16 protein-coding genes and 1 tRNA gene are annotated in these 15,707 nt (G+C 39.5%); 6 read left to right on the top strand and 11 right to left on the bottom strand.

Annotated elements, in window-relative coordinates:
- Window positions 1–6 precede the first annotated feature (6 nt).
- Entirely contained in the window at window positions 7–357 is a 351-nt protein-coding gene (locus MN086_RS09075) for a DUF3147 family protein (RefSeq protein WP_248575693.1), read from the top strand.
- A 47-nt stretch (window positions 358–404) separates the two neighbouring features.
- Here MN086_RS09075 and MN086_RS09080 read toward each other — a convergent pair whose 3' ends face one another.
- Together MN086_RS09080 and MN086_RS09085 are read right to left on the bottom strand one after the other, a co-directional pair.
- On the bottom strand, window positions 405–956 hold the full coding sequence (locus MN086_RS09080; RefSeq protein WP_248575694.1) for a manganese efflux pump MntP family protein: 552 nt from the start codon (window positions 954–956) through the stop codon (window positions 405–407).
- 106 nt (window positions 957–1,062) lie between these two features.
- Window positions 1,063–1,281 carry a CDGSH iron-sulfur domain-containing protein gene (locus tag MN086_RS09085; RefSeq protein ID WP_248575695.1) on the bottom strand — a complete coding sequence of 73 codons (219 nt, stop codon included), beginning with the start codon at window positions 1,279–1,281 and terminating at the stop codon, window positions 1,063–1,065.
- Window positions 1,282–1,815: 534 nt separating this feature from the next.
- On the opposite strand from MN086_RS09085, the gene MN086_RS09090 reads away from it, so the two are divergent.
- The 3 genes from MN086_RS09090 (at window position 1,816) to MN086_RS09100 (ending at window position 3,926) form a co-directional block, all read left to right on the top strand.
- Window positions 1,816–2,034, top strand: coding sequence for a YMGG-like glycine zipper-containing protein (locus tag MN086_RS09090; RefSeq protein ID WP_248575696.1), 219 nt, complete (start codon window positions 1,816–1,818; stop codon window positions 2,032–2,034).
- A gap of 342 nt (window positions 2,035–2,376) precedes the next feature.
- The gene (locus MN086_RS09095; RefSeq protein ID WP_248575697.1) at window positions 2,377–3,270 is read left to right on the top strand and encodes an SEL1-like repeat protein; all 894 of its coding nucleotides are present in this window, start codon (window positions 2,377–2,379) and stop codon (window positions 3,268–3,270) included.
- An 8-nt stretch (window positions 3,271–3,278) separates the two neighbouring features.
- A complete protein-coding gene (locus MN086_RS09100; RefSeq protein WP_248575698.1) occupies window positions 3,279–3,926 on the top strand; it encodes a hypothetical protein in 648 nt (215 codons plus the stop codon).
- Window positions 3,927–4,091: 165 nt separating this feature from the next.
- On the opposite strand, the gene MN086_RS09105 is transcribed toward MN086_RS09100, so the two are convergent.
- A tRNA-Met gene (locus MN086_RS09105) sits at window positions 4,092–4,168 on the bottom strand.
- A 205-nt stretch (window positions 4,169–4,373) separates the two neighbouring features.
- Here MN086_RS09105 and MN086_RS09110 point away from each other — a divergent pair.
- Both MN086_RS09110 and groL read left to right on the top strand, forming a co-directional pair.
- Window positions 4,374–4,640, top strand: coding sequence for a co-chaperone GroES (locus MN086_RS09110; protein WP_248575699.1), 267 nt, complete (start codon window positions 4,374–4,376; stop codon window positions 4,638–4,640).
- Window positions 4,641–4,657: 17 nt separating this feature from the next.
- Complete coding sequence (gene groL, locus MN086_RS09115) at window positions 4,658–6,286, top strand: chaperonin GroEL (protein WP_248575700.1); 1,629 nt, start codon at window positions 4,658–4,660, stop codon at window positions 6,284–6,286.
- Window positions 6,287–6,940: 654 nt separating this feature from the next.
- Here the strand turns inward: groL and MN086_RS09120 are convergent.
- The 8 genes from MN086_RS09120 to MN086_RS09155 form a co-directional block, all read right to left on the bottom strand.
- Complete coding sequence (locus tag MN086_RS09120) at window positions 6,941–8,692, bottom strand: bifunctional diguanylate cyclase/phosphodiesterase (RefSeq protein ID WP_248575701.1); 1,752 nt, start codon at window positions 8,690–8,692, stop codon at window positions 6,941–6,943.
- 115 nt (window positions 8,693–8,807) lie between these two features.
- A complete protein-coding gene (gene xseA / locus MN086_RS09125) occupies window positions 8,808–10,058 on the bottom strand; it encodes an exodeoxyribonuclease VII large subunit (RefSeq protein WP_248575702.1) in 1,251 nt (416 codons plus the stop codon).
- A gap of 24 nt (window positions 10,059–10,082) precedes the next feature.
- The gene (gene ubiE / locus MN086_RS09130) at window positions 10,083–10,820 is read right to left on the bottom strand and encodes a bifunctional demethylmenaquinone methyltransferase/2-methoxy-6-polyprenyl-1,4-benzoquinol methylase UbiE (protein ID WP_248575703.1); all 738 of its coding nucleotides are present in this window, start codon (window positions 10,818–10,820) and stop codon (window positions 10,083–10,085) included.
- The gene (gene ribD, locus MN086_RS09135) at window positions 10,810–11,802 is read right to left on the bottom strand and encodes a bifunctional diaminohydroxyphosphoribosylaminopyrimidine deaminase/5-amino-6-(5-phosphoribosylamino)uracil reductase RibD (RefSeq protein WP_248575704.1); all 993 of its coding nucleotides are present in this window, start codon (window positions 11,800–11,802) and stop codon (window positions 10,810–10,812) included. The genes ubiE and ribD overlap by 11 nt, the downstream gene beginning before the upstream one ends.
- Window positions 11,803–11,831: 29 nt before the next feature.
- Window positions 11,832–12,263 carry a ribosome maturation factor RimP gene (gene rimP, locus MN086_RS09140; protein WP_248575705.1) on the bottom strand — a complete coding sequence of 144 codons (432 nt, stop codon included), beginning with the start codon at window positions 12,261–12,263 and terminating at the stop codon, window positions 11,832–11,834.
- The gene (gene rbfA, locus MN086_RS09145; protein ID WP_248575706.1) at window positions 12,253–12,639 is read right to left on the bottom strand and encodes a 30S ribosome-binding factor RbfA; all 387 of its coding nucleotides are present in this window, start codon (window positions 12,637–12,639) and stop codon (window positions 12,253–12,255) included. Before rbfA ends, rimP begins: the two co-directional genes overlap by 11 nt.
- 100 nt (window positions 12,640–12,739) lie before the next feature.
- The gene (infB, locus tag MN086_RS09150) at window positions 12,740–15,394 is read right to left on the bottom strand and encodes a translation initiation factor IF-2 (protein ID WP_248575707.1); all 2,655 of its coding nucleotides are present in this window, start codon (window positions 15,392–15,394) and stop codon (window positions 12,740–12,742) included.
- A 29-nt stretch (window positions 15,395–15,423) separates the two neighbouring features.
- Window positions 15,424–15,678, bottom strand: a complete 255-nt coding sequence (locus tag MN086_RS09155) for a DUF448 domain-containing protein (RefSeq protein ID WP_248575708.1) — start codon at window positions 15,676–15,678, stop codon at window positions 15,424–15,426.
- Window positions 15,679–15,707 lie beyond the last annotated feature (29 nt).

A 15,707-nucleotide genomic window follows, 5' to 3' on the forward strand; every position in this document is an offset into this window, starting at 1 on the left:
TGACCATTGGCTTACTATATAACAAAACTCGTGATCACCACGGTTTTAATCGTATTGATCTCCGAGATCTCCAAGAGAAGCAGTTTGATAGGTGCCATACTGGCAGCTATCCCTTTGGTATCTATATTGGCCATGACATGGATGTATATAGACACTAACAGCAGCAACAAAGCCGTAGAGTTTTCACAGAATATTGTTTGGCTCATTGCACCATCCATGACACTCTTTATCGCTTTTCCGATTTTGATCAAAAAAGGGCTCAGCTTTTATCCGAGTATGCTTATCTCGATCTTTTTAACGGTTTTGGCCTATTACAGCGTGATCTTTCTTCTCCATAAAGTAGGTCTTAGATCATAAACATGAAGGTGTTGCTCAACACCTTGCCTATATTCTATACCTGTCTGTCAATAGAGCGTATGCTCAATGAGTATCTTTAAACCGATAGCAATTAAAATGATACCCCCTACTCTTTCTGCCTTCTCTTCTAAAAATCCACCACCCTTGGAACCGATATAGACACCCCAAACACTAAATAGAAATGTCACAACTCCTATAATGATCATAGAAATATATGGGTCTAACTGAAGCAGATTGAGCGTGAACCCTGCTGCCATGGCATCTATACTTGTAGCAATAGCCAAATAGAATAGTAGTTTATTGGTTATTTGTCTGATATCATCTTCAATATTTTCACCAAAACTCTCATAAAGCATTTTCCCGCCAAGTATACCCAATAAAATAAAAGCAACCCAGTGATCAATGGACTCTATAGCACTTCCCAGACCCACATTCGAGAGATAACCGAACAGCGGCATGATACCTTGAAAAAAACCAAAAAAAAGTCCCACTTTCAATGCTAAAAATTTATCGAAATATTGATTTTTCACACCAATACCTATAGAAACTGCAAATGCATCCATACTCAGAGCAAATGCCAATAATAAAACCTCTAACATGATTTAATTCCTACCTTTATCTGACTTCAAATTTTATTTTTGAAATAGTATCAAAATAGAGATATAAACTTCTTAGTCATGATTCTCTTGATACAGGAATCATGCCTTATAATTTCCTATGTGTACCATCACAAAATGGAAGGTTTCCACTTTTTTTACAGGCACATAGAGAATACACTTTTGTGGTATCGACTGTAAAGGGTTGTGGTCTATAATTTGTGCCTTTATGGCTGCCGTCACACAGTACTCCGTCTGCACTCTTACCACACGTACAAAAATAGTGTGTTTTATCTGCTTCCAATTCAACTTTTACCGGTGTTGCCATGATAGATCCTTTTTAGAATGTTTTATATCTTTGCCTACGTTTTCATACCTTCAGCTACAAGACTGATCTTCACTTTATCACCTACAATCATACCATGCAAGCTTTTAAAACACAAAAGGGGTCATTGAATATATTTTATAGGGTTCGTAGAGAATGAATCATTCATAGTGGAGTTTTGGGAAGGAGGTAACTTTTAAAGGTTTTGGACAAAATTAAAGGAAGCATACACACAAAAAAGAGTGATGCGATCTAAAATAAAAGTTACCAGAAAACCAGAAGTATCAAAAAGGGGAAAGAATCCTTCATGGAGTTCATAGCGCCAGTATAGTCTTCTTGTGTGAAATAAGTGTGAAGTTGTTGTTCATTTTACTCAAGCTTTGAAAGTAAGTACATAAGAGGATTATAGATGACTTGGATGTATTAAAAAAGGGACTTGAACGTACCAAATCCGACGCATCTAGTATACTCACAAGAATTCACTACACAGGCAATACACACTTTCATAATATTCTATAAAAAAAGAGGAGAATAGTCATGAAAATATTAAAAATTAAAAGCATTTTAGTTGCTATTTCAGTTGCTGGATTGATGTCAGGATGTGCTCAACCTGGCCCAAAAACACAAAAAGGTGCTCTGATTGGAGCCGGTACAGGAGCAGTGGTTGGTGCTGTATCTGGACGTTCAGTACTTAAATCAGCAGCCGTTGGTACAGCTATAGGTGCAGGTGTTGGATATTACGAAGACACAAAATAAGACAAACACCCTTTTTTACAATCAGGAGAACTCTATTCTAATACAAGTTCTCCGAGCTAATGCATAATAGAATTACTCTACTATACAATCTACTTAAATTTTTAAATAAAATCTTTTTTAAAGTTTAGAGACAAAAATCGGGACAAAACTTTACGAACGACACTTAGAATTATATTAAAAAAATACACACATGATTATTCATCAAAAGCTTATAAAATATTTTAGATTATAAAGTATTTATTTTTCAAAAACTATCACTGTATATAATGGAACCTTAATATGATGCATATGTCTATTCTAACTTGATATAATATAAAAGATTTCATATACAAGGTTTGAGTAATGAAAAAATTATTACTAGTATTTTTCTTGTTATTTGGAGGATCTACAAGTATTAGTGCAGATTCCATTAAGGAAAATAAGAAAGCATGTGAGGCAGGTAACATGATAGGTTGTGCTAATCTTGGTATAGCCTATGCAGCGGGGAAAGGCATAACACAAAACTATTCTAAGGCAGTTAAATACTTTTCAGAGGCCTGTGAAGGTGGTGACGGAGCAGGATGTTCCTTACTTGGAACGATGTATGAAGATGGTAAAGGTGTAAAACAAAGCTATTCCAAAGCAATAAATTACTTATCTAAGGGTTGTAATTTAGGGGATCAAGGTGGATGCAATAATCTTGCTAACGCTTACAGATATGGGGAAGGTGTCAAACAAAATTATTCTAAAGCAATTAACTTGTATAAAGAAGTGTGTAACAAAGGTTTGTCTACCGGATGCTATAACCTTGGAAGAATGTACGATAATGGAGAAGGTATTAAGAAAAATAACTCAAAAGCAGTAAAGTATTTATCTAAAGCTTGTAATCTTGGTCATGGTCTCTCTTGTTTAGGTACTGCTTTAAAGTATGCGAAAGGAGAAGGTGTTAAAAAAAATGTTTCTAAAAGCATTCAATATTTTACTAAAGCATGTAATCGAGGTGTACCATATGGTTGTACTATGAACGGTATTTTCTATTATCATGGAAGCGGAGTTAAGCGCAATCTGTCTAAAGCTAAAAAGTTTTCTATGGAGGCATGTATAAAAGGAGATGGTATGGGATGCTATCATGTTGGTGTTCAGTACAAAAATGGAGAAGGTGTTAAAAAAGATCTTTTTAAAGCAAAACAGTATTTTCGTAAAGCTTGTGACTTGAATGAAAAAGATGGTTGCATGGCATATAAAAAAATAAAATGAGGTGACATATGTTTGATAAGTTCAAAAATGAGAAAGGGTTTTCCTTTCCTAAAGCTATGCTCTACATACTTATAACATTTGGTTTTGTACTTATTATAATGCTTTTTTTCACTCTTGATTTTAAAAACTATTTAGGTCCAATTGCAATTTTATTAGCTTCTCAAATAGCTGGTTATTCTGTCATCACAACTATTAATAATACAAATCGAATAGAACAGGAAAAAGAAAAAGAAGAAGAAAGAAAAACAAAAAAAGTTCTTAGCTCCTATTTTAGACATTTACTCGTTTTAGCCGAAGAACAGATAAAGTATTTTCATGAAGCAGAAGAGAGGATAAACAAACATCCAACTACTCACTTAAAACATTTAATGATTGCTGAAACATCATTTGAAGATGAGTTAAATACAATCGCCTTTATCAATCCTATTGAAAGCATGTTAAACCCTGATCTGCATAAACACTCAGATGCAGAAATGCTAGACCTTATATTGAATATCAAAGATAAAACCCTAAAAATGATACACAATATGAAAATATTAAAAAGTACGCTTGTAGATAATAATGAGAAAGATAGTGTTTTAACTCTATTGATTCAGATGCAGAGTGATATAAAGATTATGATACAGGATTGTGAAAAATATACAAATATGACCTAACAAAATAGTCTTTTACTTTCTCCTAGAGAAGCCCCCATCAATTCGGGACAAATTCGGGACAAAAAATTAGACCCTCGGCTCAAAAATAGAAAAATATAAATGTGGGAATAATTTTGATCAATCGTCAGAAGATTAAGTAAATAAGGGGATTGCTAATAATTTGAATGGTGTCAAGAGAGGGACTTGAACCCTCGACCTCCGGCTTATGAGACCAGCGCTCTAACCAGCTGAGCTACCTTGACATCGTTGTGAAGAGACGGAATTCTATCTAAAGATACCTTTATTGTCAACACATTTGGTAAAAAAAATGTAAAAAGCCTTTATTTAACAAATTGTTTAGTCCATGTCACTCATATTACTTAAATAATTTAAAGAAAGTTGTTGACATTTTTAGAAAAAATCACTACAATGCAACTATAAAATTAAATCACAAATAAAGGAGTCACTATGGCATTTGAACCATTAAAAGACAGACTACTCGTTCTTCGTGAAGAGCAGTCAAATCAAACCGCTTCTGGGCTATATATTCCAGATACAGCCAAAGAAAAACCACTAGAAGGAAAAGTCATTGCAGTTGGACCTGATGCAAAAGAGGATGGCATCAATGTAGATGATACTGTAGTCTTTGCGAACTTCAGTGGGATGGAGATCATGATCGAAGGTACAGAGTACCTCATATTGACAAGCAAAGAAGTGCTTGGTTTAATCAAATAATTTTAAGGAGATAGTTTATGGCAAAAGAAATATTTTTTTCAGATAAAGCAAGGTCAGGTCTCTTTGAAGGTGTGACAAAGTTAGCCGATGCCGTGAAAGTAACCATGGGACCTAGAGGACGTAACGTTCTTATACAAAAATCATATGGTGCACCGCACATTACAAAAGATGGTGTTTCCGTAGCACGTGAGATAGAGCTTGAAGATAGACTCGAAAACATGGGTGCACAGCTGGTAAAAGAAGTGGCGAGCAACACAGCGGATGAAGCCGGAGATGGAACAACGACTGCAACAGTACTTGCACACGCTATCTTTAAAGAAGGTCTCAGAAACATCACTGCGGGGGCAAACCCGATAGAGGTGAAAAGAGGTATGGACAAAGCATCTGCTGCCATCATTGAAGAGCTTAAAAAGATCTCCAAAGAGGTCAAAGACAAAAAAGAGATCGCGCAAGTAGCTACGATCTCTGCAAACTCTGACAAGACGATCGGTAATCTCATTGCTGAAGCGATGGACAGAGTAGGAAAAGACGGTGTGATCACGGTGGAAGAAGCAAAAGGGATCAACGATGACCTTGATGTGGTTGAAGGTATGCAGTTTGACAGAGGGTATATCTCTCCTTATTTTGTAACCAACACAGAAAAAATGACCTGTGAGCTTGAAACACCTATTATCCTTGTAACAGATGGTAAAGTAACTTCACTGAAAGATCTCGTGCCTATGCTGGAACAGGTACAGCAAAGCGGCAGACCGCTTCTTATCATCGCAGATGATATTGAAGGTGAGGCGCTCTCAACACTCGTGCTTAACAAACTCAAAGGTGTACTTAACATCACTGCGGTGAAAGCACCAGGTTTCGGGGACAGAAAGAAAGAGATGCTTAAAGATATCGCTATCTTGACAGGTGCAACACTAATCACTGAAGAGCTCGGTCTTACACTCGAGAAAGCAACACTTGCTGATCTTGGGCAGGCGGCAAGAGTGGTCATAGACAAGGACAATACTGTTATCGTGGATGGGAAAGGTGATGTCAATGCCGTTGCTGCACGTGTGAGTGAGATCAAAACACAGATTGGTACGACTACCAGTGAGTATGATAAAGAGAAACTCCAGGAGCGCCTTGCGAAACTCTCTGGCGGTGTTGCCGTGATCAAAGTAGGTGCTGCCACTGAGACTGAAATGAAAGAGAAAAAAGACAGAGTTGACGATGCACTCTCAGCGACAAAAGCCGCTGTAGATGAGGGTATCGTTATCGGTGGTGGGGCTGCACTGATCAAAGCAAGTCAGGCTGTCAAACTTGATCTTAATGACGATGAAGCTGTAGGTGCAGCGATCATCTTAAGAGCTGTATTTGCACCGGTGAAGCAGATTGCACAGAATGCAGGATTTGATGCGGGTGTGGTGGCCAATGAAATTGCCAATTCAACCGATGCAAATTTAGGATTTAATGCTGCAACAGGAGAATATGTCAATATGCTTGAAGCAGGGATCATTGACCCGCTTAAAGTGGAACGTGTAGCACTTCAGAATGCGACTTCTGTGGCCTCACTGCTTCTCACAACCGAGGCAACTGTTTCAGACATACCTGAACCTCCTTCAGCACAGCCGGATATGAGCGGTATGGGTGGTATGCCAGGAATGATGTAAATCAGACACTATATCTGATCTACACCGCACAAACCTCTCTTCATGAGGTTTTGTGCACTTCTACAACTCTCTTTAAATTGTACAACTTTTCTTCAAAACAAACAGCTATCAAACTAGGTCATCCAACTGTTAGATAACCTCAACAAATCAATGATTATTAATAAAAAAAAAGCGTTTTATCTAAAGATGAAATTGACTTGATTTTGTTAAAAATTTACAATTAATTAACACTTTATTGGTTATACTTCCGCGGTCAAAATAACTTAAAGTATGGAAGCATACTTATCTGGTTGATCCTCATCTAGATAAGACCATAAATGTTTCTCTCTTTTTTAACTTTTTCCTTCACCTTTTAAAGATGAAACGGTATGGCATGAGTTAGTTATTTTATAATTTAAACGAAGAAAGGACGAGAATGGAGTTACAATATATCTTTTTTGGTATCCTGACGGCATTAGTAATTACTACAGGTGCTATTGTGGCAATAAATAAACCTAAGAACTAGACAAGAGAACAAGGACAAGAGATTCCGACTACGTCCAAAATCACAAAAAGTCATTCATTCAATCATACATAGAATAGAGAATAATTCATTAAGGGAGAAGCTGCTAATCGGTAGCTTCTTTCTCTCTTATGATGATTGTCAAATACCCATTATCTGATCAGTTTTTGAAATTCAAACACAGGTAATGGTTTTGAGAAATGATACCCTTGCAGATAATCACATCCATAAGAGGATATCATATCAACCATTTGTTGATTTTCAATACCTTCAACCACTATTTTCATGCCTAAAGTATGTGCCAATTCTATGATCGCTTTTACAATTCTTTGATCTTCTTCATTGGTCAAGATATAATCGACCAAACTTTTATCAATTTTTACAATATCTGCAGGAAATTTCTTCAAATATCCAAAAGAGGTATACCCCGTACCGAAATCATCCAACGAGATACCTACCCCCAGTTTTTTTAATGCAAGAAAGTATTTTACAGTCTGCGCTTCATTGAGCATGGCGATACCCTCTGTAATTTCAAATTTGATACATTCCGGATCAAGCTGATGCTCCGCCAGTTTTCTTTCTACATGTTGCACAAACTCACCCGTATTGATCTCAACCATGGAGACATTGATCGAAATCTCGATACGATTAAAATTGAACAGTTCCCAGCGTTTTTGCTGTTTTAGGACTTCATCCAGTATAAATTGGCCCAACTTCACAATAAAACCTGTTTTCTCCATGAGAGAGATAAAGACATCAGGTGGGATCATACCATACTGCGGATGTTTCCATCGGATCAGTGCTTCGGCCGCCACAACTTCCTGATCTCCGACCCTGACAATAGGTTGATAGTAGACTTCAAATTCGCCTCTGCTCAATGCACCCGGCATATCACCATGGAGTCTCAATTCATCATACGCAGCGGTAAATTTTTCAGGTAAGAATATGGTAATGTTATTGTCACCTTCTTTCTCTGCTTCCGCCAATGCTTTATAGGCATGATCAAGCAGTAGACGTATATGTCCGCTGTCAGGATAGATACCGATACCTGCCGAAACAGTCAGATGTAAATGTACATCATCCATTTTATAAAATGTGGCCAATTTCTTTTGAATATCTTCTACAAACACTTTTGCCTCATCAATGGAATGCAAGTTCTTTACCGTCAGCAAGAAATGGTTATCAAAGGTGTGATAGACCGATACATTGACGTTCTTCGTCAAAGTCTCCAAGTATCTAGCAAATTTTTTGAGTACATCATTGGTCTGTTCATCTCCAATAATGGAGCGTAACCTTGAGAGGTTGTCCAGACTCATAAGCACTAAAGCCAGTTTATTTTTTTCTAAATGTGCTTTCGAAAAGAATGCCGGTAGATCATTATAGAGCTGAAATTGGTTGGGCAAGTGTGTCAGTGGATGCTTAAACTCCGCAGCAGAGCGTTCCTTGACTTTGCTTAGATCTTGTATCGATATCACATCACACACGACATCTTTTGGCATTTCCATTACGATAGTATCTAAATATGCATTCACGGGTATCTCATCATCTGCTGAGATCTTTAACGTAGCATGAGGATACGCTTTCACTTTATCCTTAGGTTGTGTACGCTGCTCTTGAATCAATTGATCTAACCCTAGCCAATCCTTTTTTATTTTTATTTGCACCGTACTTTTATACTTTTTCAATAAAAAATCACTTTTTAGCTCTAAAAGTCGCACCATAGCATTACTTGCATACATCACTTTATTTTGAGGGGAAAGAATCAACACAGCATCATCAGAAATATCAAAGGCCTTTTGAAAAACCCTCAGGTTATTTGCAAGCGTTGCCCTTAATTTCTTTTTTTGTCTGGAAAGGAAATAGGTATAGAATGCAAAGAGAATGGATAAGAGGATTATTGCCATGATTGCATACTCTTCACGTGTAATTTGAACTATAATCTCTTGAACTCTTTCCAATGTGCTATCCATCCCTAATCTTGTAAGTCTTAAATTAACTTATATTATCCAATATTCCATCTCATGTTTTACTTAAACATAAAGCTTCTATACGAGTCTCCGCATCTTGAACCGTAAATTTCTGATTGACCTCAATGGCGCTCAATTCAATGGTCTTATCCTCTGCTGATATTTGTGCCCATCCTTTACGACACTGTAATTTAGGATCATTCATCCTCAATTTTTTATCCATAAACTCCAAATACTGACTTTTTTGCTCAAGAATGAACACCATATTCTGCCTATACTTTTTGGACATTTCAGGTAACAAAGAAGAAAAACGCTCTAACTTATACATCATCACCCTCTTAAATTCATCTTCTAAACGTATAAACTCTATCTGTGTCTCTTTGAGCTGTCTGCTGGGCGAACTTCGGAACAATATCTCTTCTGTATGCTTTAATTCACGTAGAAGATGCTGCAGCTTTTGATTCATCACATAGGTAAATCGCTCACCCTGCTCATTTAAAGTATAGAGTATCTCTCTCATATCAGGAAGTATCATTTCCATCGCAGCACTCGGAGTCGGTGCACGCAGATCTGCCACAAAGTCACTGATCATCACATCCACTTCATGCCCCACCGCACTCACTACGGGTGTTTGCATAGCAAACAGCGCATCGGCTACGATCTCTTCATTAAAACTCCACAGATCTTCTGCACTTCCCCCGCCACGCCCTACAACAACCACATCCACACCTAAACTGTCCGCATAGTGCAAAGCATGGGCTATCTGGGCTGCTGCATCATCTCCTTGTACCAGTGTATCTACGATCACAACCTCTAGTAAGGGCCAGCGCTGTTCGATGATCTTCAGCATATCATAGAGCGCAGCACTCTCTTTAGCTGTGACCAATGCTATTTTTCTGATATGTTTGGGAATGGGTTTTTTTCTTTGTGCATCAAAGTATCCCTTCTCTTTTAAGCGTTCTTTGAGTTGTTCATAGGCCAATGCCAAGGCACCCTTGCCGTAAGGTTCAACATGCACCGCATAAAATTGGTATTCACCTCTGGGGGTATAGACACCTACAGAACCCTCTATGATGATATGCATCCCTTTTTCTATACGAAATTTTAGTTTTGAAACCGAAGAGCGCCACATCACACATTTGATACTGCTCTGCTGGTCTTTAATGGAGAAATAGATATGTCCTGAAGTATGATAGGTCACGGATGCCACTTCGCCTTCAACAAGGATATGCATAAATGTGGCTTCAAGCAGTGATTTGATTTTTGTATTGAGCGAGGAGACACTCATCATTGATTGACTCATGGTACTCCTTTTTTGATCTATACGTTATATTTTTTGTGCAACAAGAAGGGTCGATATGCCCATAGAGAAAGATTTGACATATTTCATCTCAAACCCGGCTTCTTCCAACTCTTTGGCCAACATCTCTGTGGTCAGAAACTCTTCTATCGAGTCCGGCAGATATTTATAGGCTTCGTAATTCTTGGAAATGAGACCGCCCACACGAGGAAGCACCTTCTTCATACCGAAATCAACAATCTTGTCTACCATACCGCTTCTTTCTTGTTTGGTAAACTCCAAGATCATGACTATACCGTTTGGCTTGAGTGCACGGTTGAACTCTTGCAGTGCCTCTACTCTGTCAACCACGTTACGGATACCATAAGAGATGGAGATAACATCCGTACTCTCATCTGCTATGGGCAGTTTCTGAGCTTTACCCTCAATAAACTCTGCGAAATCCACTTTTCCTCTTGCCACCTCTAGCATACCCACAGAGGGGTCGATCCCTACATATCTTCCGATCTTTACACCGTTTTTCTTGGCTTGTTCTTTCCAGTAGATCAACAGGTCGCCTGTACCTGTTGCCACATCAGTCACCTGTGTCAACTCTTTTTTATCCAAGATCTCAAAGGCTTTATCGCACCCTTTTTTGCGCCACTGGATATCGATACCGAAACTCAATACCCTGTTCGCCAGGTCATAAGTGGTTGCGATATCGTCAAACATCGTAACAATTTTTTCTTGTTTTTCTTCTTTATCTGTTAATTTCTCAATGCCCAATGTGTTTGCTCCATATCATCAAATCTTTCTCTTTTTTATCTTGATGCAGAAAATGTAAATTCATAGTGGTATTATAGGTTAAATTATTCGTAGAGAGCTTAGGTGTTTGGTAAATAAGCATCCAATCTATCTTCTCATGAATTGCTTTGAGCATCCCTTCTCCGCCCTCTACCAAAACAAAAGAAGGTCTCTCTAAAAAATCCAATCTGTTGATGATCTCTACACTCCGTTTCTCAACAGAGAAAAGCGGGATCTCCCTGTCGAAATTATCTTCCTTGGCATAGATCTTGACATTCGGTGCCTCTGCTTGTATAAATCTGCAATCCAAAGTAGGCCTGTCTTCTCTTACGGTATTCCCGCCTATGAGAAGTGTATCGCACACTTCTCTGAGCTGATGCACGTGAGTCAAGGAAGCTTTGGAACTCAAGTAGCCTCCACCGATACGCCCGTTGGTCGTTTGTGCAAGTTTGAACAATACAAAGGCTCTATTCTGCCATATCATAAAAGGCTCTATCAGTGCCTGACACTCCTTTTTGAGTATACCGACACTCACATTTCCCAACTGCTTCATACCGCCGCCGTGTCCTTCTATAGGGTCATCTGTACCTATTACTACCCTATGTAAAGCAAGTGACTGCAATAAAGAAGCACAAGAGGGGGTTTTACCTGTATGTGAACAGGGTTCAAGTGTCACATAGATCGTGCAGTCACTAAAGAAGTCTTTGGGAAGGGCTAAAAGAAAGTCATGTGCTTTACGGGAATCATAGGGATCAAAATCTATAGATCGGTTTGTGAGTGTTTCGTAGGCAGATAGCAGAGCCAAAACTTCAGCATGGGAAGTGCCTGCTTTCTGATGCGCCTCGATGGATAAAATCTTATCCTCTAGCATGACTACTGCACCTACCGCAGGATTGGGATAGGTCAAGCCTTGGTATTCCCAAGCTTTATCCAGAGCAAGCTGCATATAAAATTCATCTCTCACAGCAACCTCTCCTTTATCTAAAAGTAAATCTAGTTCCAGTCAAAATAGGTTTTTGCTGTCCCCAATGCTCCATACTCAAAGCTTTCATCACCCTGCTTTGTCTCCACAACGATACCATTGTCATCAGCACTTTTGAGGGTCCCTTTTACTTTGTCACCGCCTGTGATCTTGAGCTTTACTTTTTCACCGATCGCATTTTTAAAGTGCACAGGTTTTGTAAGTTTTCTCTCGATCCCAGGTGAACTGACCTCCAGTCGATATTTCTGGCTCATAGGAGGGTGGACATCCAGAAAAGGGGAGAGTTCATGAGAAATATCTGCACACAAATCAAGGTCCACACCGCCTGCTTTTGTGATCAAAACACGAAAGATCGTCTCTTCGAACTCTGTCACGATCTCTATATCATACAGGGATGCACCATTGGCTTCTATAATTTTAGCGATTTGTGTTTCAAGATTCATCTGTAGACTCCCCGTCATCTTTTGTTTTTCTGGTACTTATTTGCTTAAAGAGATCTTCTATTCGACTCACCTTTTCTAACTGATGATCGAACTCAAAGGTAAGTCTTGGGGCCTTGAACCACCCTTCACTCTGTTTACAATGGTTTTGTATATACCCTGCTACGGCCCGTAGCTGCCTGAGTGCTGCATTCTGTTCTTTCTCATTCAGAAATGAAGTATCAAGGTAGACTTTTGCATCCGATCTACCCTTTGAACACACCACGTCAGTCACTGTCAGTCCGTTGATACGCTCATCATCCAAACTGCCGAGTGCTTCAGGAATAATCTCTTTAAGTATAGATTCTACACGATGCCTTTTGATCTCTTCATGTGTCATCTTCAACCTTTCTTATGCATAATGCGACGGATCGCATAAACCAACGTCTGAAATGACATCAGCGTTAGCATTGTCACTTGGACTTTGTTCAAATGACGTCCTATAGAGTAACCTGTTCTTCAACATCTTTAAAGGTTTCAATCACGTCACCCTCTTTAATGTCATTATAGTTTTCAAGCATGATACCACACTCATAACCGTTCTTCACTTCTTTGGCATCTTCATTGAAACGCTTCAGTGAAGCGATCTTGCTTTCATAAATGACCACACCGTCACGGATGAGTCTTGCTTTTGAGTTTCTGGTGATCACACCGTCAGAGACTTTACATCCGGCGATTGTTCCTACTTTACCTACAACAAATGTCTCACGTACATCCGCCTGTCCTGTGACTTCTTCGGAGATCACCGGACTCATCATACCACCAAGCAATGCTTTCACATCATCAAGAAGGTCATAAATGATCGTATAGGTACGTATCTCTATACCCAACTCTTTTGCCTTCTTTTTCACCGCACCCGTAGGACGTACATTAAATCCAAGTACCACGGAGTGCTCAGATGCATCGGCAAGCGTAAGATCACTCTCTGTCACACCACCTACACCTTCATGGATGATATTGACTTTTACCTCTTCGTTTCTAAGCTTCTCTAAGCTGCCTTTGATCGCTTCAAGTGAACCTTGAACATCCGCTTTGATAATAACAGGAAGTGACTTGAGCTGTCCTTCAGCGATCAGTGCAGAAAGATCATCAAGAGATGCTTTGGTACTCTTAGAGAGTGCTTTTGCTCTGTCATATTCCGCTCTTTTTTCAGCCAGTTCACGTACTTCTTTATCTGTATCCATTGCGATCAGTTCATCACCCGCTCCTGGTACTTCATTCAATCCTACGATCGCTGCAGGTGTACTCGGTCCGATCTCTTTGGCATTACTTCCATCATCTAGTTTGATCGCTTTAATACGTCCATACGTCTTACCAACGATCACATTATCACCCACATGCAGTGTACCGTTTTTAATGATCACATTGGCCACCGGTCCAAAGCCTTTTTCAAGCGAACTCTCTACCACAACCGCTTTTGCTTTTCTACTCGGATTGGCTTTGAGTTCCATCACTTCTGCCTGTAAAAGAATGGTCTCAAGCAGATCATCGATACCCATACCTGTATGTGCAGAAACAGGGACGAATTCATACTCTCCACCCCAATCTGCTGCCATGACACCGATCTCTGCCAATTGTGACTTCACATGTTCAGGGTTGGCACTCTCTTTGTCCATTTTGTTGATCGCAACGATAAGAGGTACGCCTGCCGCTTTGGTATGTGCGATCGCTTCTTTTGTCTGAGGCATCACACCGTCATCGGCTGCAACAACGATAATTACGATATCTGTCGCCTGTGCTCCACGTGAACGCATCTCTGTAAATGCTTCGTGACCCGGAGTATCCACAAAGGTGATCTTCTTCCCATTCTTTTCTACCTGGTAGGCACCTACGTGCTGTGTAATACCACCGGCTTCCTTATCTGCAACTTTTGAAGTACGGATCCTGTCAAGAAGTGAAGTCTTACCGTGGTCAACATGTCCCATGATCGTGATCACCGGCGGTCTCTCTTCAAGATTCGCCTCATCCTCTTCTACGTCATGATCCTCTGCAATTTCAAGTTCATCAAGAGGGTTGACAGTTGTTACTTCCACTTCAAACTCTTCAGCCAATATCTCGATCTCGTCTTTACTTAAAAAGTCGTTCTTCGTTACCATCATACCCAATGCAAACAGTACACCGATCACTTCACCTACAGAACGGTTTACCTTTTCAGCAAACTCGTATACCCTTACGTTCTCAGGGATCTCTACGGAAGTCACCACTTCTGTACTTTCAGCTTTCTCATACTTCTTACGTTTACCGCCACGCTTCAAAGAACGTTTCTGTTGTGGACGGAATCCTTGTCTTCCTTTACCGGTACCCGCGCCTGAAAGCTCTCTTTTTTTCGCTTCTTCTTTACGTTTTTGCTCTTGACGCATCATATCTTCATAGATATTCTTATCAGAGAAATCTAAGAGTACGACTTCTTCTTCACCAAAACCGCTGTCGATATCACCGCTCATACTGTCATGGTTGAAGATATCTATCTTGGTACCGCTGTCTCTGGCCTCTGCTACCTTTTTAGGTTTCTTCTTCGGTACATACGGTGTCTGATCCTCCATAGAGATCTTCTTTGCCGCCCTTACCGGTGCAGGTTTTGCTTTTCTTACAATTTTAATTCCACCCCGAGAAAGTGTTTTTTTCTGCGGTTTATCTTCAGCCTCTTCTATCGTAACAGGGGCTTCAGTTTCTGCTTTCTTGCTTACAACAGAGATCCCTTTACGTTTCTTCACCTTTTTGACTGCAGGTTTTTCAGTGCTTTCCGAAACCGCTGGCTCAGCCTTCTCTTCTGTTGTCACTTGAGGAGTATCGACTGTAGTTTCCGCTGCCGGCTTAGATACTGGCTCAGTTTCATCTGCAGGTGTCGCAGCTTTTTTCTCTACCGCTTCCTCTTTCTTCTTGACTACAGTAATTTTTGCTTTGCTGCCAGGTTTCTTGAAGCCTTTTGGCAATGTTCCGCTAATCGCATAATCTACGAGGATACCAGCATTTTCCATACTGATAGTACTGTTAGCTGCTTTGACATCAAAACCTAACTCTTTGGCTTTGTCTAGCAAATCTGCGTTTGACACTCCTGCTTCATCTGCTATTTCTTGGATCTTAACTTTATCCATTCTTGATTAACTCCTTTAATATACTGCAACTAGTTGCATATGTTGACTTCATTTGCCAACGTTTCCAATAACCTGGTAAATCGTTCTTCATCTTGTTTAAAACGCTTCACTAAGCCTTTCATTTTTTTTTCATTATGTATACACATATCACAGAGGTAAAAGCTTCTCCCCTTACCATCAAATCCTACTACCTCGCTACCCTCTTGTTTTAAACGGATCAAAGTGTTTTGAGGAAGTCTACTTCGGCAAGCGATGCACATACGTGTTGGCTGTGATTTATTCATGCGTATTATACCTAAAAAGAGATTAAGCG

The organism is Sulfurovum sp. XGS-02 (assembly GCF_023213175.1).
Taxonomy (GTDB): Bacteria; Campylobacterota; Campylobacteria; order Campylobacterales; family Sulfurovaceae; genus Sulfurovum.